Source organism: Polynucleobacter sp., assembly GCF_018500155.2.
GTDB lineage: Bacteria > Pseudomonadota > Gammaproteobacteria > Burkholderiales > Burkholderiaceae > Polynucleobacter.
Genome location: NZ_JAHBAK020000028.1, coordinates 1 through 24,393 on the forward strand (window position 1 = coordinate 1; position 24,393 = coordinate 24,393).

At 45.5% G+C, this 24,393-nt stretch carries 26 protein-coding genes and 1 pseudogene; 10 read left to right on the top strand and 17 right to left on the bottom strand.

Translation table 11 applies throughout. From position 1 onward, the window contains the following. The 15 genes and pseudogenes from KIH43_RS03490 to KIH43_RS03560 all read right to left on the bottom strand — a co-directional run. Nucleotides 1–164 (bottom strand): annotated as a pseudogene (locus KIH43_RS03490) (N-(5'-phosphoribosyl)anthranilate isomerase); the annotation flags it as partial. Nucleotides 165–180: 16 nt separating this feature from the next. Then, the gene (gene truA, locus KIH43_RS03495) at nt 181–1,011 is read right to left on the bottom strand and encodes a tRNA pseudouridine(38-40) synthase TruA (RefSeq protein ID WP_297717761.1); all 831 of its coding nucleotides are present in this window, start codon (nt 1,009–1,011) and stop codon (nt 181–183) included. A gap of 16 nt (nt 1,012–1,027) precedes the next feature. After that, on the bottom strand, nt 1,028–2,425 hold the full coding sequence (locus KIH43_RS03500; protein WP_297717764.1) for a FimV/HubP family polar landmark protein: 1,398 nt from the start codon (nt 2,423–2,425) through the stop codon (nt 1,028–1,030). Nucleotides 2,426–2,443: 18 nt separating this feature from the next. Next, entirely contained in the window at nt 2,444–3,601 is a 1,158-nt protein-coding gene (gene asd / locus KIH43_RS03505) for an aspartate-semialdehyde dehydrogenase (RefSeq protein ID WP_297717766.1), read from the bottom strand. A gap of 56 nt (nt 3,602–3,657) precedes the next feature. Then, complete coding sequence (gene leuB / locus KIH43_RS03510) at nt 3,658–4,728, bottom strand: 3-isopropylmalate dehydrogenase (protein ID WP_297717769.1); 1,071 nt, start codon at nt 4,726–4,728, stop codon at nt 3,658–3,660. A 23-nt stretch (nt 4,729–4,751) separates the two neighbouring features. Continuing rightward, nucleotides 4,752–5,399, bottom strand: coding sequence for a 3-isopropylmalate dehydratase small subunit (gene leuD / locus KIH43_RS03515; protein ID WP_297717772.1), 648 nt, complete (start codon nt 5,397–5,399; stop codon nt 4,752–4,754). A 28-nt stretch (nt 5,400–5,427) separates the two neighbouring features. Then, nucleotides 5,428–5,628 (bottom strand): hypothetical protein, encoded by a 201-nt coding sequence (locus KIH43_RS03520; protein WP_297717775.1) that lies wholly within the window; start codon nt 5,626–5,628, stop codon nt 5,428–5,430. A gap of 10 nt (nt 5,629–5,638) precedes the next feature. Beyond that, complete coding sequence (leuC, locus tag KIH43_RS03525; RefSeq protein ID WP_297717779.1) at nt 5,639–7,048, bottom strand: 3-isopropylmalate dehydratase large subunit; 1,410 nt, start codon at nt 7,046–7,048, stop codon at nt 5,639–5,641. Nucleotides 7,049–7,065: 17 nt separating this feature from the next. After that, nucleotides 7,066–8,379 carry a citrate synthase gene (gltA, locus tag KIH43_RS03530; protein ID WP_296969416.1) on the bottom strand — a complete coding sequence of 438 codons (1,314 nt, stop codon included), beginning with the start codon at nt 8,377–8,379 and terminating at the stop codon, nt 7,066–7,068. A gap of 82 nt (nt 8,380–8,461) precedes the next feature. Continuing rightward, entirely contained in the window at nt 8,462–8,731 is a 270-nt protein-coding gene (locus tag KIH43_RS03535; RefSeq protein ID WP_296969418.1) for a succinate dehydrogenase assembly factor 2, read from the bottom strand. Next, entirely contained in the window at nt 8,728–9,432 is a 705-nt protein-coding gene (locus KIH43_RS03540; RefSeq protein WP_296969421.1) for a succinate dehydrogenase iron-sulfur subunit, read from the bottom strand. Before KIH43_RS03540 ends, KIH43_RS03535 begins: the two co-directional genes overlap by 4 nt. 16 nt (nt 9,433–9,448) lie before the next feature. Then, on the bottom strand, nt 9,449–11,227 hold the full coding sequence (gene sdhA / locus KIH43_RS03545) for a succinate dehydrogenase flavoprotein subunit (RefSeq protein WP_296969424.1): 1,779 nt from the start codon (nt 11,225–11,227) through the stop codon (nt 9,449–9,451). 4 nt (nt 11,228–11,231) lie between these two features. After that, on the bottom strand, nt 11,232–11,597 hold the full coding sequence (gene sdhD / locus KIH43_RS03550) for a succinate dehydrogenase, hydrophobic membrane anchor protein (RefSeq protein WP_296969428.1): 366 nt from the start codon (nt 11,595–11,597) through the stop codon (nt 11,232–11,234). Between the two features lie 24 nt (nt 11,598–11,621). Then, nucleotides 11,622–12,041 (bottom strand): succinate dehydrogenase, cytochrome b556 subunit, encoded by a 420-nt coding sequence (sdhC, locus tag KIH43_RS03555; protein ID WP_297717784.1) that lies wholly within the window; start codon nt 12,039–12,041, stop codon nt 11,622–11,624. Nucleotides 12,042–12,185: 144 nt separating this feature from the next. Then, nucleotides 12,186–12,923: a GntR family transcriptional regulator gene (locus KIH43_RS03560; RefSeq protein WP_297717787.1), complete on the bottom strand. Its 738-nt coding sequence runs from the start codon at nt 12,921–12,923 to the stop codon at nt 12,186–12,188. 158 nt (nt 12,924–13,081) lie between these two features. Between KIH43_RS03560 and KIH43_RS03565 the strand changes: the two genes are divergently transcribed. After that, nucleotides 13,082–14,071 carry a malate dehydrogenase gene (locus KIH43_RS03565; RefSeq protein ID WP_296969437.1) on the top strand — a complete coding sequence of 330 codons (990 nt, stop codon included), beginning with the start codon at nt 13,082–13,084 and terminating at the stop codon, nt 14,069–14,071. A 20-nt stretch (nt 14,072–14,091) separates the two neighbouring features. After that, nucleotides 14,092–14,466, top strand: a complete 375-nt coding sequence (locus KIH43_RS03570; RefSeq protein ID WP_296969438.1) for a hypothetical protein — start codon at nt 14,092–14,094, stop codon at nt 14,464–14,466. 53 nt (nt 14,467–14,519) lie between these two features. Here KIH43_RS03570 and KIH43_RS03575 read toward each other — a convergent pair whose 3' ends face one another. Together KIH43_RS03575 and yaaA are read right to left on the bottom strand one after the other, a co-directional pair. After that, nucleotides 14,520–15,731: a DUF2863 family protein gene (locus KIH43_RS03575; protein ID WP_297717790.1), complete on the bottom strand. Its 1,212-nt coding sequence runs from the start codon at nt 15,729–15,731 to the stop codon at nt 14,520–14,522. Continuing rightward, the gene (yaaA, locus tag KIH43_RS03580) at nt 15,731–16,507 is read right to left on the bottom strand and encodes a peroxide stress protein YaaA (RefSeq protein ID WP_297717793.1); all 777 of its coding nucleotides are present in this window, start codon (nt 16,505–16,507) and stop codon (nt 15,731–15,733) included. Before yaaA ends, KIH43_RS03575 begins: the two co-directional genes overlap by 1 nt. A 79-nt stretch (nt 16,508–16,586) precedes the next feature. Here yaaA and KIH43_RS03585 point away from each other — a divergent pair, with 79 nt between their 5' ends. The 8 genes from KIH43_RS03585 (at nt 16,587) to KIH43_RS03620 (ending at nt 24,388) form a co-directional block, all read left to right on the top strand. Further along, nucleotides 16,587–17,789, top strand: a complete 1,203-nt coding sequence (locus KIH43_RS03585; protein WP_297717796.1) for a pyridoxal phosphate-dependent aminotransferase — start codon at nt 16,587–16,589, stop codon at nt 17,787–17,789. A 53-nt stretch (nt 17,790–17,842) separates the two neighbouring features. Then, nucleotides 17,843–18,550 carry a glutathione binding-like protein gene (locus tag KIH43_RS03590; protein ID WP_297717893.1) on the top strand — a complete coding sequence of 236 codons (708 nt, stop codon included), beginning with the start codon at nt 17,843–17,845 and terminating at the stop codon, nt 18,548–18,550. A 1-nt stretch (nt 18,551) separates the two neighbouring features. Then, nucleotides 18,552–19,406: a 3-hydroxybutyryl-CoA dehydrogenase gene (locus tag KIH43_RS03595; protein WP_297717799.1), complete on the top strand. Its 855-nt coding sequence runs from the start codon at nt 18,552–18,554 to the stop codon at nt 19,404–19,406. Between the two features lie 42 nt (nt 19,407–19,448). Then, entirely contained in the window at nt 19,449–19,940 is a 492-nt protein-coding gene (locus KIH43_RS03600) for a DUF3429 domain-containing protein (protein WP_297717802.1), read from the top strand. Nucleotides 19,941–19,943: 3 nt separating this feature from the next. Next, complete coding sequence (locus tag KIH43_RS03605; protein WP_297717804.1) at nt 19,944–21,263, top strand: replication-associated recombination protein A; 1,320 nt, start codon at nt 19,944–19,946, stop codon at nt 21,261–21,263. Between the two features lie 4 nt (nt 21,264–21,267). Continuing rightward, nucleotides 21,268–21,897: a DsbA family protein gene (locus KIH43_RS03610; protein ID WP_297717807.1), complete on the top strand. Its 630-nt coding sequence runs from the start codon at nt 21,268–21,270 to the stop codon at nt 21,895–21,897. A 67-nt stretch (nt 21,898–21,964) separates the two neighbouring features. Beyond that, nucleotides 21,965–22,540, top strand: a complete 576-nt coding sequence (locus KIH43_RS03615) for a peptidylprolyl isomerase (RefSeq protein WP_297717809.1) — start codon at nt 21,965–21,967, stop codon at nt 22,538–22,540. 24 nt (nt 22,541–22,564) lie between these two features. After that, on the top strand, nt 22,565–24,388 hold the full coding sequence (locus KIH43_RS03620; protein WP_297717812.1) for a bifunctional chorismate-binding protein/class IV aminotransferase: 1,824 nt from the start codon (nt 22,565–22,567) through the stop codon (nt 24,386–24,388). Nucleotides 24,389–24,393 lie beyond the last annotated feature (5 nt).

Below are 24,393 nucleotides of genomic sequence, written 5' to 3' on the forward strand. Positions count from 1 at the left end.
AGCTGGGCAGCGATATTGGGACTGACAGACCGTACGCTAGGAGGGTAAAAAACAAAGCCAACAGCATCTACCCCAGCAGAAACCGCGGAATCCACCGCCTCCGAGGTCCTTAAACCGCAGATTTTGATCCGGGTTCGGCCCGGGGAATATGTCAATAAGCCCATAACAGAATGATAAGGCCTATCTTCCCACCACCGCGGCTGGTAACCAAGAGTTTTCCAGCCACGGGCTTGGAATAGCAAATTCTTCTGGGTAGGCAATTTTGCTCAAATATAGTCCATCAGGCATAAATGTCGGGGCTGCTAATTGGCGATTTTTACCTTCCAATAATTGCCCCATCCATTCAGGTTTTTGTCTACCTCGTCCAATTTGCAAAAAACTCCCGACCAGGTTTCGGACCATGTGGTGCAAAAAGGCATTACCGCGAATTCGAAAATACAGCCACGGCTTCTCCGAAATAATTTCTATGGAGTACATCGTTTTCACTGGTGTATTGCTTTGACATTCTGACGATCGAAAAGCGCTAAAGTCGTGCTCACCAATGAGATATTGAGCCGCTTCTCTCATTGCCTCAACATCGAACCAAATATTTGGTGGCAACATTACATACCCTGCTCGTTGATTCATCATTGGTGAACGGCAAGGACCTGCATGTAAGGCGTAAATATAAGTCCGCTCATATGCTGAAAAACGAGCGCTAAATTCTTCCGGAACAACTTTGGCCCAATTCACCACAATGGAATTTGGCAAATAGGAATTGACACCTCGCACCCATGAAAATTCTTCGCGCTCTACATGAGTATCAAAGTGAATGACCTGCCCCAATGCGTGCACCCCTGCATCTGTTCTACCAGCAGTAATCGTGTTTATGGAGCTAGCATGAGTTCCTTCTGCGCCTACAAAAGCAGCAAGCGCCTTTTCTAACTCACCTTGTACTGTAGTTTGGTTTGGCTGAAGCTGCCAGCCCGCATAAGGACTGCCGTCATACTGAAGTCCGAGTGCAATACGCATCGTCAGCTACCTCAGATTAAGCTTGACGATGAGAGAGCTCTGACAATAGACCCTGCGCTTCAATAGTGATTGAAGGATCCACTGAATTACTCATCACCAACACTTCCTCCAGCGATTTCTTGGCAGATGCAAAGTCTTCAATAGTGATATAGGCGCGCGCTAAGTTCAGTTTTACGCGCAGAGTATCTGCTAAAGGATTATTGGCTGGGGGATTTACAAAAGGTGCCACTTCTTTAGGCACCTCTTTTGCAGGCTTAGAAAGGTCAAGATCAATCCCAGCAAATAGCGCCTTAGCGCGTTCTGGCATTTCAAACGCTGCTCCCATGGTAGGAGGTACGAGTGGTTTATGAATCGCTGTGTTTTTTGCCTCAAACGAAGGTGTATCTGAACGACGTGCATTGCGTGCCAACACCCACAAAAGCAAGCCAGTGAAAGCAATCAGCCCAATGCCTAAGACAGCCGGGCCAAATCCACCTAATCCAAAGTTGTTCTCGGCAGATTTATTGGCTTTGGATTTCTCTAACATACGCTGTAAGTCAGCAATGTTTTTTTCAAGCTCTGCAACGCGTGCTTTTGCTTGCTCCAACTCTTTCTCTTGTGCTACCAAGTTTTCTGTAAAGCGCCGCTCTTGTTCATTGCCTTGGGCACTGGAGCCAATCTTTAAACGATCCTTACCAGCAGGAACATCTTGAGATGGGCTGGCTTTTGTCTCACCACTATTGCCATCTTTAGAGCTTTGTTCTGCGCGCCATTGTTCATTTGCATCAGCCACAAACTGATAAGCCTCTGCTGGACTAATTGAGCGCACGAGTGCTTGACTGGGTTTGCTGAGCTCTGCGCCAGCTGCCAAGCGATTAATGCTACCACTAGCAAACGCATCTGGATTCGCTTTGTATAAAGCCATAATGGCTTGATCCAATGAGGCACCTTCTAATTGAGGGGCCATGAGTAACGCAATTTCAGATAAGGTTTGACCAGGCTTAACAACAATTTTCTGGGTGTCGCCAACTAACAATGTAAATGTTTTAGTAATGCTGCCACTAGACCAGCTGAGGTTAACTACTACATCTAAAAATGGATCATCTGTGACAGGAACTGGGTTGACGGTTTCCACCAGTACCATCAACGCTTCGGCGCGATTACGGTACACCATCGCCTGAGGATTGAGATCTAAAACCTTTTGTGAGATACCTAAACGTTCGTAAGATGATTTAGTGGGCAAAGCAACCTTGAGCGAATCTAATGTCCCCTTCTCATCCTCTGCAACCCGAATAGGAATTTCGACACGCAAAGGTTCGCCAGGACGAGACTGGAGTTGCGGAGATCCAAGGGTTACCGCCCAAGTTGTACAAGCCCAACTTAGCAAAACAAAGCATAGCGCTTTGAGCTTGCGAAGTTGGGGCGTAGGTAACATCAGAACAATAAAAGAGAATTATTTCTCGAGCAGGATGCGAAGCATGCGACGTAATGGCTCAGCAGCTCCCCATAACAATTGGTCGCCGACCGTGAACGCACCCAGATACTCAGGACCCATAGCTAATTTATGCAAGCGGCCAATAGGCACGGTCAAAGTACCACTAATAGCGGCTGGAGATAAATCTCGTTCAGTTGTTTCGCGATCATTAGGCACGACTTTTACCCACTGATTATCGTTAGCCAAAATCGTTTCGATCTCCTTGAGTGGAATATCTTTTTTGAGTTTGACTGTCAAACCCTGTGAGTGACAGCGCATCGCACCAACACGAACACATAAACCATCAATCGGAATGCTACCTGGCGTACGGAATGCAGGACGTCCTAAGATCTTATTAAATTCAGCTCCGCCCTTCCACTCTTCTTTGGTCTGACCATTTTCGACAGGAACATCAATCCATGGAATCAAGCTACCTGCTAGAGCAGTATTACGGAAATTCTTTTTCGGAAAGTCAGCAGAGCGCAGCGTCTCTGTCACCTTGCGATCGATATCTAAAATCCAGGAGGATGGGTCGGCTAACTCAGCAGCAACGCTATCGCGCAACGCACCCATTTGCAAAAGGAGTTCACGCATATTTTGTGCGCCAGCTCCAGATGCAGCCTGGTAAGTCATGGCACTGATCCACTCCACCAAATCAGCCTTTACCAATCCACCCATAGCCATCATCATCAAGCTCACTGTGCAGTTTGCGCCAATCCAGTTTTTGCCACCAGCTGCTAATGCCTTATCGATGACAGTGCGATTGACTGGATCCAGAATCAAAACTGCGTCATCTTTCATGCGTAATGCGCTTGCGGCATCAATCCAATGACCATTCCAACCCGCAGCGCGTAATTTTGGGAAGATTTCATTGGTATAGTCGCCACCCTGGCAAGTCAAAATAATGTCGCAGCGTGACAATGCATTGATGTCATTAGCATCCTGAAGCTTGCTTTCACCTTTGCTGACTTTTTTGCCATTGAGCAAAGGCACTTCTCCGCCAGCTTGGCTCGTGCTAAAGAAAACTGGCTCAATTAGATCAAAATCTTTTTCAGCAAGCATGCGTTCCATCAAAACGCTACCGACCATACCGCGCCAGCCAACCAAACCTACTAATGGTGTATTTGAATTTGCCATGATTTCACTATCTATAAAAAGTTTTATTACTATCGCTGTTATTAATCGCCCAATGCTTATGCGAGAGCTGCTACAACTGCATCACCCATTTGTACAGTGCTGACCTTTTGAGTGCCTTCTGTAAAAATATCCGCAGTACGTAACCCCTGCGCCAATACCTTTTGTACTGCTTTTTCAATACGCTCCGCTTCTGCTGGCATTCCTAATGAATACCGCAACATCATGGCAGCAGACAAAATCGTTGCCAAAGGATTAGCAATTCCTTTGCCAGCAATGTCTGGTGCTGAACCATGGCTTGGCTCATACAAGCCCTTGTTGTTTTTATCGAGCGAAGCCGAAGGCAGCATACCAATGGAGCCCGTCAACATCGCCGCTTCATCAGACAGAATATCGCCAAAAAGATTCCCTGTCACCACCACGTCAAATGCCTTAGGAGCTTTCACCAACTGCATAGCGGCGTTATCCACATACATGTGAGATAACTCAACGTCTGGGTAGTCTTTTGCCACTCGAATCATGACTTCGCGCCAGAGTTGAGAAGTCTCAAGAACATTCGCCTTATCAACGCTACAAACCTTTTTGCCGCGCTTGCGAGCTGCCTCAAATGCGACGCGTCCAATACGTTCCACTTCAGGCTCGCTGTAATGCATAGTGTCAAAACCTTCACGCGCTCCTTTAAAAAGCGCCAGCTCTGAAGTACGAATTCCGCGTGGTTGACCAAAATAGATATCTCCATTGAGTTCACGCACAATCAAAATATCTAGACCACCAATAATTTCTGGCTTTAGGCTAGAAGCTGCAGTGAGTTCTGGATAACAAATAGCAGGCCTAAAGTTCGCAAACAACTCCAAGTGTTTGCGTAATCCTAAAATTGCTTGCTCTGGGCGAAGTTCACGGGCCAGTGTGTCATATTTCCAGTCGCCAACTGCACCAAATAAAATGGCATCCGCTTTTTTTGCCAGCTCAAGAGTTGCTGGGGGTAAGGGATGACCAGCAACATCATACGCAGCCCCACCAACAGGCGCCTCTTCTAAATCAAGATTGAGTCCGAGCGCCTTGAGCACACGAACAGCTTGAACAACGATTTCCGGGCCGATCCCATCGCCCGGGAGAACTGCAATTTTCATGAAAAACCCTTAAATCTACAAAATTACGGCAATTGAGTTGCAAGCCAAGGCATCTTGAGGATGCGCTCTGCTTCATAAGCCTTAATTTTATCTGCATGGCGGAGGGTTAAGCCAATATCGTCAAGGCCATTAAGGAGGCAATACTTCCTAAATGGGGTAATGTCGAAGCTATAGGCTGTGCCATCAGGGGTGATAACTTGTTGCGCCTCAAGATCGATAGTCAATTGATAGCCATTAAACGCTTGGGTTTCGTTAAATAGGTGATCAACCTGGATTTCAGTTAAAACAATCGGCAAAAGGCCATTTTTATAGCAGTTATTGAAAAAGATGTCCGCAAAACTAGGGGCAATCACCGCTCTAAAGCCAAACTGATCTAAGGCCCAGGGAGCATGTTCACGTGAGCTACCGCAACCAAAATTTTTGCGTGCCAACAAAATCCCTGCGCCTTTGTAGCGAGGCTGATTGAGAACAAAGTCGGGATTGATGGGTCGAGTGCTGCAATCTTGACCTGGCTCACCATGATCTAGATAACGCCATTCATCAAATAGGTTTTGACCAAATCCAGTTTTCTTAATCGACTTTAGAAACTGTTTTGGAATGATGGCATCGGTATCCACGTTCTCGCGATTAAGCGGGGCTACTACACCTTTGTATACCGTAAATTTTTCCATGATGCTGACTTTGTTTCTTGAGTTGTATTTATTTCACAGGAGTAACGACAACATCCTTACCCTTGGTTTGAGATTGGTTCTGAGAGGACCCTGATCCACCCATCGATGTACCCATCTTTTGCAAGTCTTTTCCAACGCCTTCCATCGTGCTGCTACAAGCAGAAATGACTACACCAGTAACTCCAACCAAAGCTAATCGAGTAATCAATGAGATTGATGAAAATTTCATGTTCTTTCCCTTATGAAATCTTACGAACATCAACAAAATGACCTTCAATAGCTGCTGCTGCAGCCATAGCAGGACTAACGAGATGAGTGCGACCGCCATTACCTTGGCGACCCTCAAAATTACGATTAGAAGTTGATGCGCAACGTTCGCCCGGCTCTAAACGATCGGCATTCATGGCTAAGCACATAGAGCAACCGGGCTCGCGCCACTCAAAACCTGCGGCCTTGAAAATACGATCCAAGCCTTCACGCTCTGCTTGCGCCTTCACCAAACCAGATCCCGGAACCACCATCGCCAATTTGACATTTGGGGCAACCTTTTTACCAATACGATCAACCACTTTGGCGGCAGCGCGAATATCTTCAATACGACTGTTAGTGCATGAACCGATAAATACTTTATCAACAGTAATACTGCTCAGTGGTGTATTGGGAACAAGATTCATGTACTCCAAAGCACGCTCAATGGCATTTCGCTTATTGGGATCGCGCTCTTTCTCTGGATCCGGTACTCGACCATCAATCGATAACACCATCTCAGGAGAAGTACCCCAAGTTACCTGTGGCGCAATTTCTTCTGCGCGCAATTCAACAACAGAATCAAATTTGGCATCAGGATCAGAGTGCAATGTTCTCCAATACTGCAGTGCCTGAAGAAGTGCTGGGCCCTTAGGGGCGTATGGGCGACCTTGAACATATTCGATAGTGGTTTCATCAACAGCAACCAAACCAGAGCGTGCACCCGCTTCAATTGCCATGTTACAAAGGGTCATGCGACCCTCCATAGAGAGATTGCGAATCGCTTCGCCCGCAAACTCAATGGTGTAACCAGTACCACCTGCAGTGCCTATTTTGCCAATCACTGCCAACACAATATCTTTGGCTGATGCACCTGGCTGTAAGCGACCATCTACACGCACCAACATATTTTTGCTTTTTTTCATGAGCAAAGTTTGTGTGGCCAATACATGCTCTACTTCAGAGGTACCTATTCCAAATGCCAATGCGCCAAACGCACCGTGTGTGCTGGTATGAGAATCGCCACACACCACAGTCATTCCAGGCAAAGTTGCGCCCTGCTCTGGCCCAATCACATGGACAATACCCTGGCGGGCATCGTTCATTTTGTATTGAGTAATCCCAAAGGCATCGCAATTTTGATCAAGAGTGTCGACCTGCAATTTGGAAATGGGGTCGGCAATGCCTTGCGAGCGATCCGTCGTTGGAACATTGTGATCAGAAACCGCCAAATTGGCGGAAATACGCCAAACTGGACGGCCAGCCAGATTTAATCCTTCAAATGCTTGAGGGCTAGTTACCTCATGCAGCAATTGACGATCGATATAGATCGTGGCTGTGCCATCCTCTTCTGAGTAAACAACGTGGTCATCCCACAATTTGTCATAAAGCGTACGAGACATGAGAGACCTTAAAACCTTTACTTACGAACAGAAATATTGGGAACCTTGCGCGAAGTTTCACCAACGTACAACTGACGTGGACGTCCAATCTTGTACTCTGGATCAGTAATCATTTCTTCCCACTGAGCAATCCAGCCAACTGTTCTAGCTAATGCAAAGATACAGGTAAACATTTCTGTTGGGATGCCCAAAGCACGTTGGACGATGCCTGAATAGAAGTCAACGTTTGGATACAACTTACGGCTTACAAAGTAATCGTCTTCCAATGCAATCTTCTCGAGCGTCATGGCGAGCTTGAACAATGGATCATCTTGAAGACCAAGCTCATTCAACACTTCATAACATGTCTCACGCATTAATTTAGCGCGTGGATCGAAGTTTTTATACACACGGTGACCGAAGCCCATCAAACGTACGCCAGAATTCTTATCTTTTACTTGCGCGATAAATTCATGGATCTTCTCAACACCACCTTGTGCCTGGATTTCATTCAACATCTGCAGGCAAGCTTCGTTGGCGCCGCCGTGAGCAGGACCCCAGAGGCAAGCAATACCAGCGGAAATGGCAGCAAACGGATTGGTGCCTGAAGAGCCGCACAAACGTACTGTTGATGTAGAGGCGTTTTGCTCATGATCAGCATGCAATGTAAAAATACGATCCAATGCACGAACTAATACTGGATTGACTTTGTATTCTTCACATGGTGTTGCAAACATCATGCGCATGAAGTTTGCGGTGTATGACAAGGAATTATCTGGATAGATAAATGGTTGTCCAACAGAATACTTATAAGCCATCGCAACCAATGTAGGCATCTTCGCAATCAAACGAATTTGCGCCACTTCGCGAGCATAAGCGTCGCTGTAATCAATTTCGTCATGGTAGAACGCAGCCATAGCGCCTACCAAACCGGTCAACACAGACATAGGATGGGCATCGCGACGGAATCCACGCAAGAAGAATTGCATCTGCTCATGAACCATGGTGTGGTGCATGACCATATTTTCAAAATCCTTCTTCTCTTTAGCATTTGGTAATTCGCCATTGATCAAGAGGTAGCAAACTTCCAAGAAGTCGCAATTACCAGCTAGATCCTCAATGGGATAACCGCGATAGAGCAACTCACCCTTATCGCCATCAATGTAAGTAATTTTGCTATTGCATGACGCAGTAGAAAGGAAGCCGGAATCGTAAGTGAACTTACCAGTCTGACCATAGAGCTTACGAATATCGATTACATCAGGACCGACAGTCCCTTTGTAAATTGGCAGATCAATATCTGGTGTGCCATCCGAAAACGAGAGTTTTGCTTTGATGTCCGATTCAATCATTTCTAATCCTTAGTCATTCAAAATTATGATTAATACACTATTCGTTCACACGCCTACACTGCTAATGCACCAAAATGCTGAATTACTTCTCTCTCAGCTTTTGTAATACCGCCTTGAAGGAATCCGATTGCATTTCCTTTTCCAGCCCAACTATTGCGTCTTTTCGACCGATCAATAAATCCATGAGATCGTTATCGTCTAAAGCCAATAGTTGACTCAATACCTTTCCTTCTTCTACGCTTAGCTGAGCACCATAGCGCTCAAAGAAACGCTGCAGAATCAGATCGTTTTCCAGCAAGCCCCTGCGAGCATCACTCTTTAAACGATATAACTCTGCATTTCCGAGGGTCATACTGCCCTACGAACCATCAACTCCTTGATCTTGCCAATTGCCTTGGTTGGATTCAAATGCTTAGGACATACATCCACGCAATTCATAATCGTGTGGCAACGGAACAAGCGGTATGGATCTTCAAGGTTATCCAAGCGACGTGCAGTTTCTTCATCACGGCTATCTGCAATAAAGCGATACGCTTGCAACAAGCCTGCAGGACCAACAAACTTATCTGGATTCCACCAGAATGATGGGCATGAAGTGGAGCAAGAAGCGCACAAGATGCACTCGTACAAACCATTTAACTCTTCACGCTCTTCAGGGCTTTGTAAACGCTCTTTTTCTGGAGGTGGATTGTCATTGACCAAATATGGCTTGATAGACAAGTACTGCTTAAAGAACAATGTCATGTCAACGATCAAATCACGCACTACTGGCAAGCCAGGTAATGGGCGCAAGGTAATTACTTTTGGCAAAGTCAACATATTGGTCAAACAGGCCAAACCATTTTTACCATTGATGTTCATCGCATCGGAACCACACACGCCTTCACGACAAGAGCGGCGATAAGAAATCGTTTCGTCTTGTTTCTTTAATGAGATCAGTGCGTCCAACAACATACGCTCACCTTTGAGCTCAAGCTCATAGCGCTGCATACGTGGTGCTGCATCGACATCTGGGTCGTAACGATAAATTTCAAATATACGGATATCACTCATTCTCTATCTCTCTTGCTTAGAAAGTACGTTCTTTTGGAGGAACTGAATCAACAGTCAATGGTTTCAATTGGACTGGCTTGTAGTCCAAACGATTGCCTTCGCTATACCAAAGCGTGTGTTTCATCCAGTTGTCATCATCACGATGAGGATGGTCATCATGTGAGTGAGCGCCACGACTTTCTTTACGAGCCGCTGCAGAAGTCATCGTTGCGTTAGCGGTCTCAACCAAGTTGGCCACTTCCAAAGCTTCGATACGTGCGGTATTGAAAATCTCTGACTTATCTTTAACCCACAAGTGCTTAGCACGTTCAGTCAGCTTGGCCATTTGGCGCACGCCTTCGTCCATCAACTCTTGGTTGCGGAACACACCAGCGTATTTCTGCATGCACTTACGAATATCGTTCGCAACATCTTGTGCGTACTCACCAGAAGTGGAGTTATCCAACTTCGCAATGCGCTCTAAGGTTTGTTGACCAGCATTCTTTGGCAGTGGTTTGAATTCACGATTCTTCAAGTTCAAACCAACAATGTGGTTACCGGCTGCGCGACCAAACACTAGCAAGTCGAGCAAGGAGTTTGTACCCAAGCGATTTGCACCGTGCACAGATACGCAAGAGCACTCACCGATCGCATACAAGCCATTGATGATTTCATTGTGTTTACCGTTCGCTGGTACAACTACTTGACCATTGATATTGGTTGGAATGCCACCCATCTGGTAGTGAATCGTTGGCACCACTGGAATTGGCTCTTTGGTGACGTCTACGTTAGCAAAGTTAATACCAATCTCATATACAGAAGGCAAACGCTTCATGATGGTATCGGCACCAATGTGTGTCAGATCGAGCACTACATAGTCACCATTCGGGCCACAACCGCGCCCTTCTTTAATCTCTTGGTCCATTGAACGTGAAACGAAATCGCGTGGCGCCAAATCTTTCAATGTTGGTGCATAACGCTCCATAAAACGTTCACCGTCTTTGTTGCGCAAAATACCGCCTTCACCGCGACAACCTTCCGTCAGCAACACGCCTGCACCAGCAACGCCAGTTGGGTGGAACTGCCAGAATTCCATGTCTTCCAATGGAATGCCTGCACGAGCAGCTAAGCCCATGCCATCGCCTGTATTAATAAATGCATTAGTCGATGCATCCCAAATACGGCCTGCACCACCAGTAGCCAAGAGCACTACTTTGGCTTCCAAAATATAGACTTGACCAGTTTCCATTTCGAGAGCGGTTACACCAACCACATCACCCTCGTCATCACGAATCAAGTCCAGCGCTAACCATTCCACAAAGAAGTTGGTTTTTGCGCGTACGTTACGTTGATACAAGGTATGCAACATGGCATGACCAGTACGGTCAGCAGCAGCACAAGCACGTTGTACAGGCTTTTCACCATAGTTTGCTGTGTGACCACCAAATGGACGCTGATAAATCGTGCCGTCTGGGTTACGGTCAAATGGCATGCCGAAATGCTCTAGCTCATAAACCACTTTTGGAGCTTCACGACACATGAACTCAATCACGTCTTGGTCACCTAACCAGTCAGACCCTTTGATCGTGTCATAAAAGTGATAGTGCCAATTATCTTCGTTCATGTTGCCAAGTGATGCGCCAATACCACCTTGCGCCGCAACTGTATGTGAACGTGTTGGGAAAACTTTCGTTAATACAGCAACATTAAGACCGGCTTCTGCTAACTGCAATGAAGCACGCATACCTGAACCACCCGCACCAACAATCACCGCATCAAAACGGCGGCGTGGTAATGATTTTTGAATCGCAGTCATCGAATTACACTTTCCACAAAATTTGTACGGCATAGGCCGCACAGGCTACGAGATACAAAACGGTCAACACTTGAAGTGTTAAACGAACGCTGACAGGTTTGATGTAATCCATCCAAATATCGCGCACACCAATCCATGCGTGATAGAACAAGCTAAACAAGGCCAAAAGGGTCAATAGCTTCATGAGCTGGTTGCTAAATAAGCCAGACCAGCCTTCGTATGTAGCGCTACCAGTAACGCAATAGTCCACTAACAACACAATCGTAAATACCACCATCACAATCGCGGTAACGCGTTGAATGATCCATTCTTTAAGACCGTAATGAGCGCCTACTACTAAACGCTTTGGTCCAATTTGATAAATAGGCATGAAATTTCCTTAATGAAGAAACGCTTAGTACAAGCCGAACATTTTGAGACCAACTACTGCAGTCAGAGCAATGCCAACAACCAAAACAATGATCGCGGAACGATTGGACTCAGACTTCTCTACGCCGATTTCTAGATCGAGCAAGAGGTAGCGGATACCAGCACAGAAGTGGTGCAAGAAACACCAGATCAAACCGAGGCAAATGAGTTTTACCAAGATGTTGCCAGTAATAGCTTGGAATTTTTGGTAGCTCAATTCAGAAGCTAAGCTCTGATCCAAGAGATACAAAATAAATGGCAGCAAGAGGAACAATACTGCTCCGCTGATGCGATGAAGAATGGAAACTTTACCGGCCCAAGGAAGGCGGTATTTAATCAACTGGGCAAGACCAATATTGCGATATACCGGTCTATCTTTTTTAACGCTTTGCTGTGCTTCAACCATGGGTAATCTCTATCTTTCGGTGGAGGTTCAGTATGACTTTGTTGTGACGCAACATATTCTATTAGAAACCTTGGGTGGTTAGTGGGTTTTTAAGGGTTTATAGGGGTTTAAAGGGGGTTATAGGGCTCAATCTTGCTCAAAAAACTAGTTCAGTTTGTTTTCATAATGCTGCTCAGAAGTGTCGTATCTTGCGTGTCGAATTTCTACTGGTTTATTCCCGTAGGTGAATGCTACCCGCTCGACCGACAACAATGGGGCTCCCACTGGCAACTGAAGATGCTGTGCCAAGGACTCATCAGCCAAAACCGCTTTGATTTTTTCCTCTGCCCTCACCATGTGGGTGGCGTACTGACTCTCATAAAGAGCATAGACGGGACCATGCCACTCATTTAAGGTCTCTAGATCTAAGCCTTTAAATCGAGCCCCTGGTAGCCAAATCTCTTCAAAAACAACGGGTTGGCCGGCAAAGCTCTGCACACGATCAATGTAGATGACAGGGTCACCTGCCTTTAATTTAAGCAAATTTGCAACGTAAGGCGTAGCCTTTGTGTTTTGACAAACCAAGAAGCGGTTCGTTAGATGAAATTTTTCACCAGAATCAGGCGCTAAACGAAGAAAACGATACTGCCAATCATCTTCAGTGTGGGTAGCCACAAAAGTGCCCTTACCCTGCCTGCGTACCAGAAGATTTTGGGCCGCCAGCTCATCAATTGCCTTACGAACCGTTCCTTGGCTCACGGCATAACGGCTAGCGAGCTCCATTTCGCTGGGGATAGCTTCGCCAGGAAGCCATTCAGAGGCTTGCAGGCTAGCCAAAATCATTGCCTTTATCTGCTCATACAGAGGGCTAAATGAGGCAACAGGCAGATTGACTTCTGACAAATGAACTCCAGCGCAGTGCAGTTGGATAAAATTTAGTGCAATTCTAGTCTTATATAAGACATAATTGACAGTGTAAAGCTAAAGTCCCTACACTTGAATGGATAATAGAAAAGTTTTTATTTTTTAACCCTCTTAACCTTCCTCTGGAGTTATTAGTAATGGCAAAAGCCCCAATGCGTGTCGCCGTCACCGGTGCAGCCGGTCAAATCGGATATTCCCTTCTATTCCGCATCGCCAATGGCGACCTTTTGGGCAAGGATCAGCCCGTGATTCTTCAATTACTTGAAATTCCAGATGAAAAAGCGCAAAAAGCACTTGCTGGCGTGATCATGGAGCTTGAGGACTGTGCTTTTCCATTATTGGCTGGTGTAACAGCGCACTCCGATCCATTAACCGCATTTAAGGACATCGACGTTGCTCTCTTAGTTGGCGCTCGTCCACGTGGTCCTGGCATGGAGCGTAAAGACTTGTTGTCTGCAAATGCTCAGATCTTCACAGCACAAGGCAAGGCATTAAATGCTGTTGCGAAAAAGACCGTCAAAGTTTTGGTCGTTGGCAACCCAGCAAACACCAATGCATATATTGCAATGAAGTCTGCACCAGATATTCCTGCGAAAAACTTCACTGCAATGTTGCGTCTCGATCACAACCGCGCGCTCTCTCAATTGGCAACAAAATTGAACAAGCCTGTTGCAGGTATTGAGAAATTGGTTGTTTGGGGTAACCATAGCCCAACAATGTACCCAGACTATCGCTTTGCAACGATCGACGGCAAATCTGTAAAAGATGAAATCAATGATGCTGCTTGGAATAAAGATGTTTTCATTCCAACCGTTGGCAAACGTGGTGCGGCCATTATTGATGCACGCGGCCTTTCTTCTGCAGCTTCTGCTGCAAATGCTGCAATCGATCACATTCACGATTGGGTGCTTGGAACGAATGGCAAATGGGTCACCATGGGTATTCCATCCAAAGGCGAATACGGTATTCCTGCTGAAGTTATTTATGGCTTCCCAGTCACTTGTGAAAACGGTGAGTACAAAATGGTTGAAGGCTTAGAGATCGATGAGTTCTCACGCGAGCGCATGACTCACACTTTGAATGAGTTGCTTGAAGAGCAAGCTGGCGTTAAGCACCTGTTGCCATAATTACCTCGGAGCATTATTTAATGAACAAAACTTTTTTATCTCTAAGTCTCGTTGCTGCAATCTTTGCTGGCGCTTCTAATGCAAGTGCTAATGAAGAAGTGACAACTTGGACTTGCAGTGAAAGTAAGCAATTCAGAACAACAGGCACGCTTGAGAAAATTCGCTTGACTTGGGAATCCAAGACCTACGACTTATCCAAGCAAACCTCTTTGCCCGGTAGTTTGCGCTATAAAAATACTGACACAGGTCATGATTTAGTAGTGCTAGGCAATAAAGCAATGTTGTTCAACATCAAATCAGGCAATCGCCTTGCAGACTTCTGCCAAACGGCAGAAATGAAAGCGGGTAAGTTACCTCATTTATTTGCTAATGCTGAACCCTTTGTTCAAAACTAAGTAATCTATTTGATGAAACAAAAAAGCCGAGGGTTCCTCGGCTTTTTTCTTTGCTAATGAAATAACGGTTGCTGTGTAGGCGTATCTTCTGGCATTTCTGCATGAACTGCCTCGCCTGACCGATCTGGAAATAAAGGTGCACCACAATCGTCACATAATTCTGGATCAAATAGCATGGCATGACGGAAAACATCCTCTACCCCAGCATCGTGCAGCGCATCACAAATCTTCTTGATAGGACTTTCATCATCAGATAAGTCGTTCAATGCATCATTGGCAACACTTTCACGGTCGTATAACGGCCAAATCACACCGTACATAACCTCTGATGAGCCCTTTGCGCTAAATGAAATCCGGTATTCATCGGCCTGCTCTTCGCCAAATGCACCGACTACGCAAGATAGCCCGGCAGGCAGTATTCCCAAAGCGCTTTCGAGAAAATTCACCGCTGCACGAATACTCAATGGCCGAACATGTTTGTCGGCTAATCGACAGTTAGTGAAATACGCTTCGGGCAATAACAACTCGAATTCACAACCAGGTAGCAAAGAGGCAACAGAATCTTGCATTGCATTTTGCCAGCCAATTAAACTCACACCGCGCTCTTGTCTTGCGGGCGACTCTTCTTGCCACTTAAAAATAGGAGAACCGCTTGATGCACTTAATACAGCAATAATGAAGCGGGGATCAGCTAGTACCGCGATTGTCTCTGACATATCGCGCAATTCCAATTTAACCTCTTTGCCTGAGATCGCAGCAGTGGCTAATGCCTCAGTAAGAACGCGTGTCTGGCAGTGAGAATGTGGCATCTGATCAATGCTGTAGAGCCAGGGCACAATCGCTATACGCGTATCGGTTGCAGCTATAGCACTATGTAAAGCAGTCGCAGTTGCCTCTATTGCGCTAGCTGGCAATGGTCCCGAAGGAATTTGATAGCGAGTATGTGCAACTATCGGCAAAGCCAATAACAATGCATCCCACTCTTGCCCTTCATGCTCCATTTTTAAAGACTCTGCCAAGGTTTCAGCAATATCTGCAAGTACCTCAAAAGCAACGGTATTAATACGAAAGGTTTGATCGAGCGCTGCATCAATGACATTTTGATTCTGACTTTTCAGCAAGCGCATGAGGCGCACATTTAAACGCTCCTCCCAAAATCGATCTTCCACTTGGCTGCCTGAGGCGGCCAAAGAAATGGCATCTGCAACCAATTTTTCCACTTCAGGAGAGCTACGTTGTGAGGGTTTCGTGCGATGTACCGCCATTATTTCTTCTCCGCTCTTCTAAAAACGGGTTTATCTACCTTCGATTCGGCCGCGTAATATTTATACCCATCCAAATTAAATCCCTTTAAGTCGGCAGGATCAGAAATGCGATTCTCAACAACATATCTTGCCATGAGACCACGGGCGCGCTTTGCGTAAAAAGAGATGATCTTATATTTACCATCTTTGGCGTCTTGAAATACAGGAGAAATCACGGGACAACCTAATTCTTTAGGTTGCAATACCTTGAAATATTCTTCGGAAGCCAAGTTCAGTAGCACGGGCTTCTTTTGCGCATCTAATACTTTTTTTAGTGATTCGGTGACCCTGCTCCCCCAAAATGCGTAAAGATCTTTGCCTCGCGCATTTTTCATTGCAGTACCCATCTCTAGTCGATACGGTTGCATTAAATCGAGCGGCCTTAACGCACCATATAGCCCTGACAAAATCCGCACGTGATTCTGAGCAAACTCAATTGCCTTGGCGTTTAAGGTTTTTACATCAAAACCATCATAAACATCGCCATCAAAAGCATAAATGGCAGGCTTGCTGTTTTCATCTGTGAATTTTTTGGACCAATCGCGATAGCGCCCCACATTCAATACCGCCAACTGATCCGACAAACCCATCAACTTCGCCACATCTTGAGGGGCCATTTTCTTAAGATCAGCGATCAACTTGGCAGACTCAGAGACAAACTCAGGCAAAGTGGGCGACTCCACCTTTACTGGGGTCTTGTAGTCCAGAGATTTAGCGGGAGAAAGTACGATCAACATGGCACAATTTGAAAAGAGGTCTTTATATGAGTTTTTACCATTCTAGCGACTACTGAATTTATCCGCCGATTTAGGTTTTATGACCAGCCAATACACCCCTTCGTTCCCGAGTCGACTTCCCCATGTCGGCACAACTATCTTTACCGTAATGTCTGCATTGGCTGCCAAACACCAAGCGATTAATTTAGGGCAAGGTTTTCCAGACTTCCCATGTGATCGCGCTTTAATTGCCAAAGTGAATGAGGCGATGCTGGCTGATCACAATCAATACCCCCCGATGATTGGCATTCCAAGCCTAAGAAATGGTATTGCCAAAAAAATACAGGATTTATACAACCATCAATACGATCCTGACTCTGAAATCACTATTACTGCCGGCGGCACACAAGGAATACTGACTGCCATTTTGGCGTGTGTCAGCCCAGGTGATGAAGTTGTCATCATTGAACCTGCCTATGACAGCTACAGACCTGCTATTGAATTGGCTGGTGGTAAAACGATTGCTGTTTCTCTGCAAGTACTGCGTGATCCAAGTGGGCATGCAGCCTCATATGCCATTCCTTGGGATGATTTAGAAAAGGCGATTCATGCTAAGACACGCCTAGTCATCATCAATACTCCACATAACCCCACCGGAATGGTATGGCAAAAAACGGATCTCGACCGTTTAGCCACTTTGGTTGAGGGCACATCCGCACTTATCTTAAGTGATGAAGTGTATGAGCACATGGTCTATGATGGCGCTCAACATCACAGCGTTGCTTCACACCCCCAATTGGCTGCGCGAAGTTTTTTAATTTCGAGCTTTGGTAAAACATATCACGTCACCGGCTGGAAGGTAGGCTATGTTGCCGCGCCTGCAGCAATGACTGCTGAGTTTCGTAAGATTCATCAATTTAATGTATTTACAGTGAATACTCCGATGCAGTTTGGCTTAGCCGCTTATCTTGCTGACCCGTCTCATTATGAAAACCTTCCGGCTTTTTACCAAGCAAAGCGAGACTTTTTTAAAGCAGGTTTGGAGCACACTCCATTTAAACTGCTTCCCACACCTGGGACTTATTTTCAGTGTGTTGACTATTCTGGATTAGACATTCCCGAAGCTAAATTGAGTGAAGCCGATTTTTGTCAATGGCTTACTACCAATGTGGGGGTAGCCGCTATTCCAGTATCTGCGTTTTACGATAAACCAACAGAGTCTGGGGTCATACGATTTTGTTTTGCAAAACAAGAGCAGACGCTCTCAGCGGCCCTGCAACGCTTACAAACATTAACACGCTAGACTCAAAGTACAGGAGGCCCATATATATGAAGCAAAACAAAGATAACAAAAAGGTGATTGATGTCTACAGCTGGCCAACACCGAACGGTCATAAAGTCCACATCATGCTCGAAGAATGTGGTTATCAGCTAGGCAAAGACTGGATCGCGCATCCAATTGATATTGGCGCAGGCGATCAGTTTAAAAAAGCTTTCTTAAAAATTAGCCCAAACAATAAAATTCCTGCCCTGGTGGACCCCAATGGACCTGATGGCAAACCCATCAGCATCTTTGAGTCGGGTGCGATATTGCTTTACCTGGCCGCCAAAACTGGCAAATTTTTACCCAAATCCACGCGGGGTAAATATGAAGTGTTGCAATGGTTAATGTTTCAAATGGGTGGCTTAGGCCCCATGCTTGGGCAAAACCATCACTTTCGGATATATGCGCCCGAGAAAATTGAATACGCGATCAATCGCTACACAAATGAGGCCAAGCGCCTTTACGGGGTGCTAGATACTCAATTGAAAGATAATCCTTATATCAGCGGCAAGGAATACACCATCGCCGATATAGCGATTTATCCATGGACACGAAATTGGAAAAACCAGGGAATTGATATCAATGAGTTTCCCAATTTCAAACGCTGGTTTGAAAAGATTGGTAAGCGTCCTGCAGTGATTCGAGGATGTGAAGTATTAACGGCATTACGTAAGCCTTTGCATGATGACAAGGCCAGAGAACAATTATTTGGAACAAAGCAGTATCAACGAAGGAAATAGGATGATGATTCAGTCAGTTGGTGTAATTGGTGCAGGCACCATGGGCAATGGCATTGCACAAGTTTGTGCAGTTGCGGGATTAAATGTTGTGATGGTGGATATTAATGATGCTGCCGTTCAAAGAGGTCTTGATCAAATCAGTAAAAGCCTTGATCGACTCGTAAAAAAAGAAACGTTGACTCCAGAAGCGAAAGCCGCTGCACTTGGGCGCATTAAAGGCAGCACTGCTTATGCCGACTTCAAAGGCCTTGATGTTGTCATCGAAGCAGCTACTGAAAATCAAGCCCTTAAAGAAAAAATTCTGAAACAAGTCGATGAGATTGTTAGCAAAGACACCATTATTGCTACCAATACATCTTCCCTCTCTATTACCAAGCTTGCCGCTCTGGACTCCAATCCCAGTCGATTTATTGGTATGCACTTTTTCAACCCGCCTCCCTTGATGGCTTTGGTAGAGGTCATTCGCGGCTTGCAAACTAGCGATGCAACTCACGCAGCCATTATTGAGATGGCAAAACGGGTTGGCAAAGAACCTATTACGGTAAAAAATTCACCAGGCTTTGTAGTCAATCGCATCTTGTTGCCCATGATTAATGAAGCATTTTTCGTATTGTCGGAAGGTTTAGCTAGTCCAGAAGATATCGATGCAGGCATGAAACTCGGTTGCAATCAACCGATTGGTCCACTCGCGTTAGCAGATCTCATTGGCTTAGATACATGCTTAGCGGTGATGGAAGTCTATTTTGAAAACTTTAGTGATTCGAAATATCGCCCATGCCCTCTTCTGCGTGAAATGGTGGCAGCAGGTTACTTAGGTCGAAAAACTGGACGCGGTGTTTATACCTACGATCAATAAAATTCCCATTGAAATATTTAAATCATTAATGCATACAACATCGTGAACACGAGCACTCACCCCATTCCAAATCTTGTATTGAAACTTGGCTATGCAGGCCTCATTCCATTTGTGGGTCTTGCCTTGTTAGTTCAGCTAGCGCCAACCCCATTAAATTACCTGAGCGCAGAGTCATTGGCTGGATATGGAGCGGTTATCACTTCATTCATGGGTGCATTACATTGGGGTGCAAGCCTGCACACCTTAGGCAATGCGCCCAGTGGAGATCGTTGGGTGGATCGAAATGCCTGGATTTGGGGCGTGATACCCGCATTAGTCGCTTGGGTTGCGCTGCATATTTACATACCAGTGGGTTTGCTCATCATGGCATCGACCTTAATTATTCAACGCAATTTAGATCAAAACACCTATCGCTATTATTTTTCAAATGATGATGCACGTGAGGCCTTTATGGTGATGCGTAATCGTTTGACATATATTGCTGCTGCATGCTTAACCTGGGCAGCAGTGGTGATTCTTTTTATCCAAGTTTGATACATGAGCGGTCTTTTTGATAGCACCCCTCCGCCTCCATTAGCGGAGGCGCTGCGCCCAAATGTCATTGAGGATGTTATTGGGCAGACCCATCTTCTAGCGCCTGGCAAACCCCTCCAACTTGCTTTTGCGTCCGGTAAACCGCATTCCATGATTTTATGGGGGCCACCTGGGGTTGGTAAAACCACCTTAGCGCGCCTTTCTGCCAAAGCATTTGACCGAGAATTCATCGCCATCTCAGCAGTGCTTGCTGGAGTCAAGGAAATTCGTGAAGCTATTGAATTAGCCCAGCAGAATATGGCGCAATACAGCAAACAAACAATTTTATTTGTTGATGAGATTCATCGTTTTAATAAGAGTCAACAAGATGCCCTTCTGCCGCATGTAGAGTCAGGTCTATTTACTTTTATTGGCGCCACTACAGAAAACCCTTCGTTTGAGGTGAACTCGGCATTACTCTCACGCGCACAAGTCTATGTTCTGAAATCATTCACCCCAGCAGAGCTAAAGACCTTATTTGAGCGTGCTCATCAATATGCCATGCCTGAGATTGAGTTTGAAAGTAGCGCAATAGAGGCATTAATTGGTCATGCCGATGGGGACGCACGACGACTACTCAACCTTCTTGAGCAAGTACGCAATGCAGTTCAAACACCGAACTCTCATGTCAAAAAGGTTGATCAAACCTTTATCAATAATGCCCTCACCGTTCAAGCGCGTCGTTTTGATAAGGGTGGCGACCAGTTTTACGATCAAATTTCTGCACTACATAAATCTGTCAGAGGCTCCGATCCTGATGCAGCGCTATATTGGTTCTGTCGCATGCTTGATGGCGGCGCTGACCCACGTTACTTAGCGCGTCGCATTATTCGCATGGCATGGGAAGATGTGGGATTGGCAGACCCCCGGGCAATGCAATTAGCTAATGATGCAGCACTGACTTACGAAAGGCTTGGCTCACCAGAGGGTGAGTTGGCTTTGGGTCAAGCAGTGGTGTATTTGGCTGTTGCTTCCAAAAGTAATGCTAGCTACAAAGCATTTAATGCTGCGCGCGCTTATGTTGCTCAGGATCAATCTCAGCCTGTACCACAGCACCTGCGCAACGCACCCACAAAACTGATGAAAGAGCTTGGCCATGGTAAAGAGTATCGTTATGCGCATGATGAACCGCATGGCTATGCTGCTGGCGAAAACTACCTGCCTGAGGGTATGGCAAAGCCCCATTGGTATGAACCCGTTGAGCGGGGTTTAGAAACTCAGATTAAAGAGAAAATGGCATTTCTTCGTCAGTTAGATGCCCAGTATAAAAAGAAGGTGGACTAAAACGATGACTCACAAAATACCCGCCACCTTTTACTACGATATTGTTTCTCCATTTGCGTATTTGTATATCAAACAACGGCAGCGTTTGGAAGCCTTATTGGATATCACTCCTGTGCCCATCTTATTGGGTGGTTTATTAAGGGCAGCAGAAAATAAGGGGCCTGGAGAAATTGCGGCAAAACGCCCTCACACCTATCAGTTCTGTGTTTGGCAAGCTGAAAAGTTGGGTATTCCATTTCGCTTTCCTGCACACCATCCTTTTATGACCATAGCGCCGCAACGTTTACTCGTTGGACAAAATGCGAACTGGGCTATGGTTGATCGGGCATTTGATTATGTCTGGGTGGAAGGCAAAGATCCCAATCAATCTTGGTCAGATTTTTGTGTTTATATCGGCCTACCAGCGAATACTGCCAAACCCGATCAACCAGATGTAAAAGCAAAACTCATCAATAACACCAACCAAGCAAAAGATGCTGGTGCATTTGGTGTTCCCGCACTGGTTGTTCATGGCCATTGCTTTTGGGGGGTGGATACAATCGATTGGGTTCTCGATTATCTTGCAAGACCAAGCATGTTTGAAGAAGAGCAATATGCTTATGCCGCAAATGTTCCCAATGGTTTAACACCCTAAATAAAGCCCTGCTCCAATGTCAGATTGGGCAATACAATGGGCAATACAGATCAATACAGGAGTCATCATGCGTTATTTTGTTGCAAGCCTAGTTTTCGTTATCAGCGCTGTTTTTACCCAAGCCGCTATTGCAGGGCCTAAGGTTGAGTTCAAAACAACAATGGGCAATTTTGTCGTAGAACTGGATGACGCTAAAGCACCTAAAACATCGGCCAATTTTTTGAACTATGTAAAAAGTGGTTTTTATAATGGCACAATTTTTCATCGAGTCATTGACGGCTTCATGATTCAAGGTGGTGGCTTTACACCGGATCTAGTACAAAAACCAACGGATGCGCCCGTCGTTTCCGAGGCCAATAATGGCCTCAAAAACAATACTTACACCATTGCTATGGCTCGCACATCCGATCCAGATTCAGCCACCTCTCAGTTTTTTATCAACGTTAAAGATAATGAAAGCCTAAACTACCCCAATGCCATGGGTAATGGTTACACCGTCTTTGGGAAAGTCATTTCTGGTACACAAACAATCGACGCTATCCGTAAGGTGCCTACCATGATCGCGTCTGCTCCCCGTATGGGCAGAATGGCAGATGTTCCAAGCAAAACAGTCACGATTGAATCTGCAACGATTCTCAAGTAACCCTATTTAACTTGGTAAGCCGCCATGATTTTGCTTGATGATGCGCAAAGTACGGCGGCCAATCCCACTAGCAGGCTATATACAAACCCTTCTAGGTATTGGCAAATTCTGCCAAGCGGTGATGATGCCGCTGATGTTGCCGCTATCCAATCCTGCCTTCGTGAAATTTCCGAAATATTAAGTAAAGGCAAGTATGTAGTTGCTGCTTTTGCCTATGAAATGGGAAGGATCATTCACCAGATTCCCGCAATAAGAAAAAATAATACTGCTCACCCCTTAATTGAGGCATGGTCATTTGATGGCTTTGAAAAACACTCAAAGGAGTCTCTTGATCGGCATATTCAAGCGCAGATCAATACACTATCTGCACCCGAACAAATTGCGGGAGTACTGAATGTAAAAAAATCAATCGGTGAGACGCAATTTGTTGAAGATCTTATGAAGATCCAGGAATACATCCGCAGTGGTGATACCTATCAGATTAATCACACGTATCGTATTGATGGGCAGGCTTATGGTGCCCCTCTTGCGCTCTATAAAAGATTACGAGAACGTCAGCCTGGAAGATATGGCGCTTACATTCAACACCAATCACGCTACCTACTATCGCAATCACCCGAACTCTTTATTGAACGCAAGGGAGAAACCTTTAAGGCAATGCCTATGAAAGGCACTGCTAGCGCACTATCAGATTCATCTTCAGCACTATCGGAGGATCCAAAAAATCAGGCAGAGAATGTCATGATTGTAGATTTATTGCGCAACGATCTGAGTCGCATCTCTTTGCCAAACACAGTTACTGTTCCTCACTTATTTTCTGTTGCAAGACATGGAGATGTTTTGCAAATGACCTCTACCGTGCAAGGACAGGCTAGACCTCATACCACTTTGATGGATATCTTTACTGCAGTCTTTCCTTGTGGCTCGGTCACTGGCGCCCCCAAAAAACGCAGTATGGAAATTATTCAAGAGATAGAGTCTAGTAGTCGTGGCTATTATTGTGGCGCCTTAGGATGGCTGGACCCCAATGGAGATTTTGCCTTTAGCGTTCCCATCAGAACCATAGAACTTCAAAAAGAGGAGTCATCCCACGCTGCTGTATTTACCATGGGTGTTGGAGCAGGTATTACGATTGACTCTGATGCCAAACAAGAATGGCAAGAATGCCAAATTAAGTCCGATTTTTTACTCAATTTACCAAGCGCAACTGGGCTATTCGAGACAATCGCCATTATTCAAAAAAACCCACAACGATTAAAGCATCATTTAGATCGCATACAGGCATCCGCCTCTGCCTTACGAATTCCCTTTGATCGATTGACGGCAAAAACCTTAGTGATGAATACATGCTCAAAGCTGAGTTCTGAACTCCCCTATCGGTTGCGTCTCGATCTTTCTGTCAATGGAGAGCTCAACGTTTCCACTGGAGTACTCGACCCACTACCTGAAGTGGTCAAAATTTTCTGGGCAAGCGATCTTCTTTCAGAAGACTGCACGATATATTCTGGCGATCCTTTGCTTACCCATAAAGTTAGTCAGCGCGCCTTATACGATGCCGCCTGGCAAACAGCAGTGCAACAAGGGGGTTTTGATGCATTGTTTGTGAATGAACAAGGCTATGTGACTGAAGGTGGTAGAACTAGCATTTTTATTAAATCTAAGACAGATTCTCAGTGGCTTACCCCGCCTATCACCGCAGGTTTACTGCCCGGCGTCATGCGTGCTGAACTACTAAAGAGCCCCCAATGGAATGCCCGTGAAGCTAACCTGACTATTGAGGATGTTTCAATGGCGGATGAGATTATTCTATGTAATGCCTTACGAGGCACTATTAAAGCCCATTTCTAGAAAGC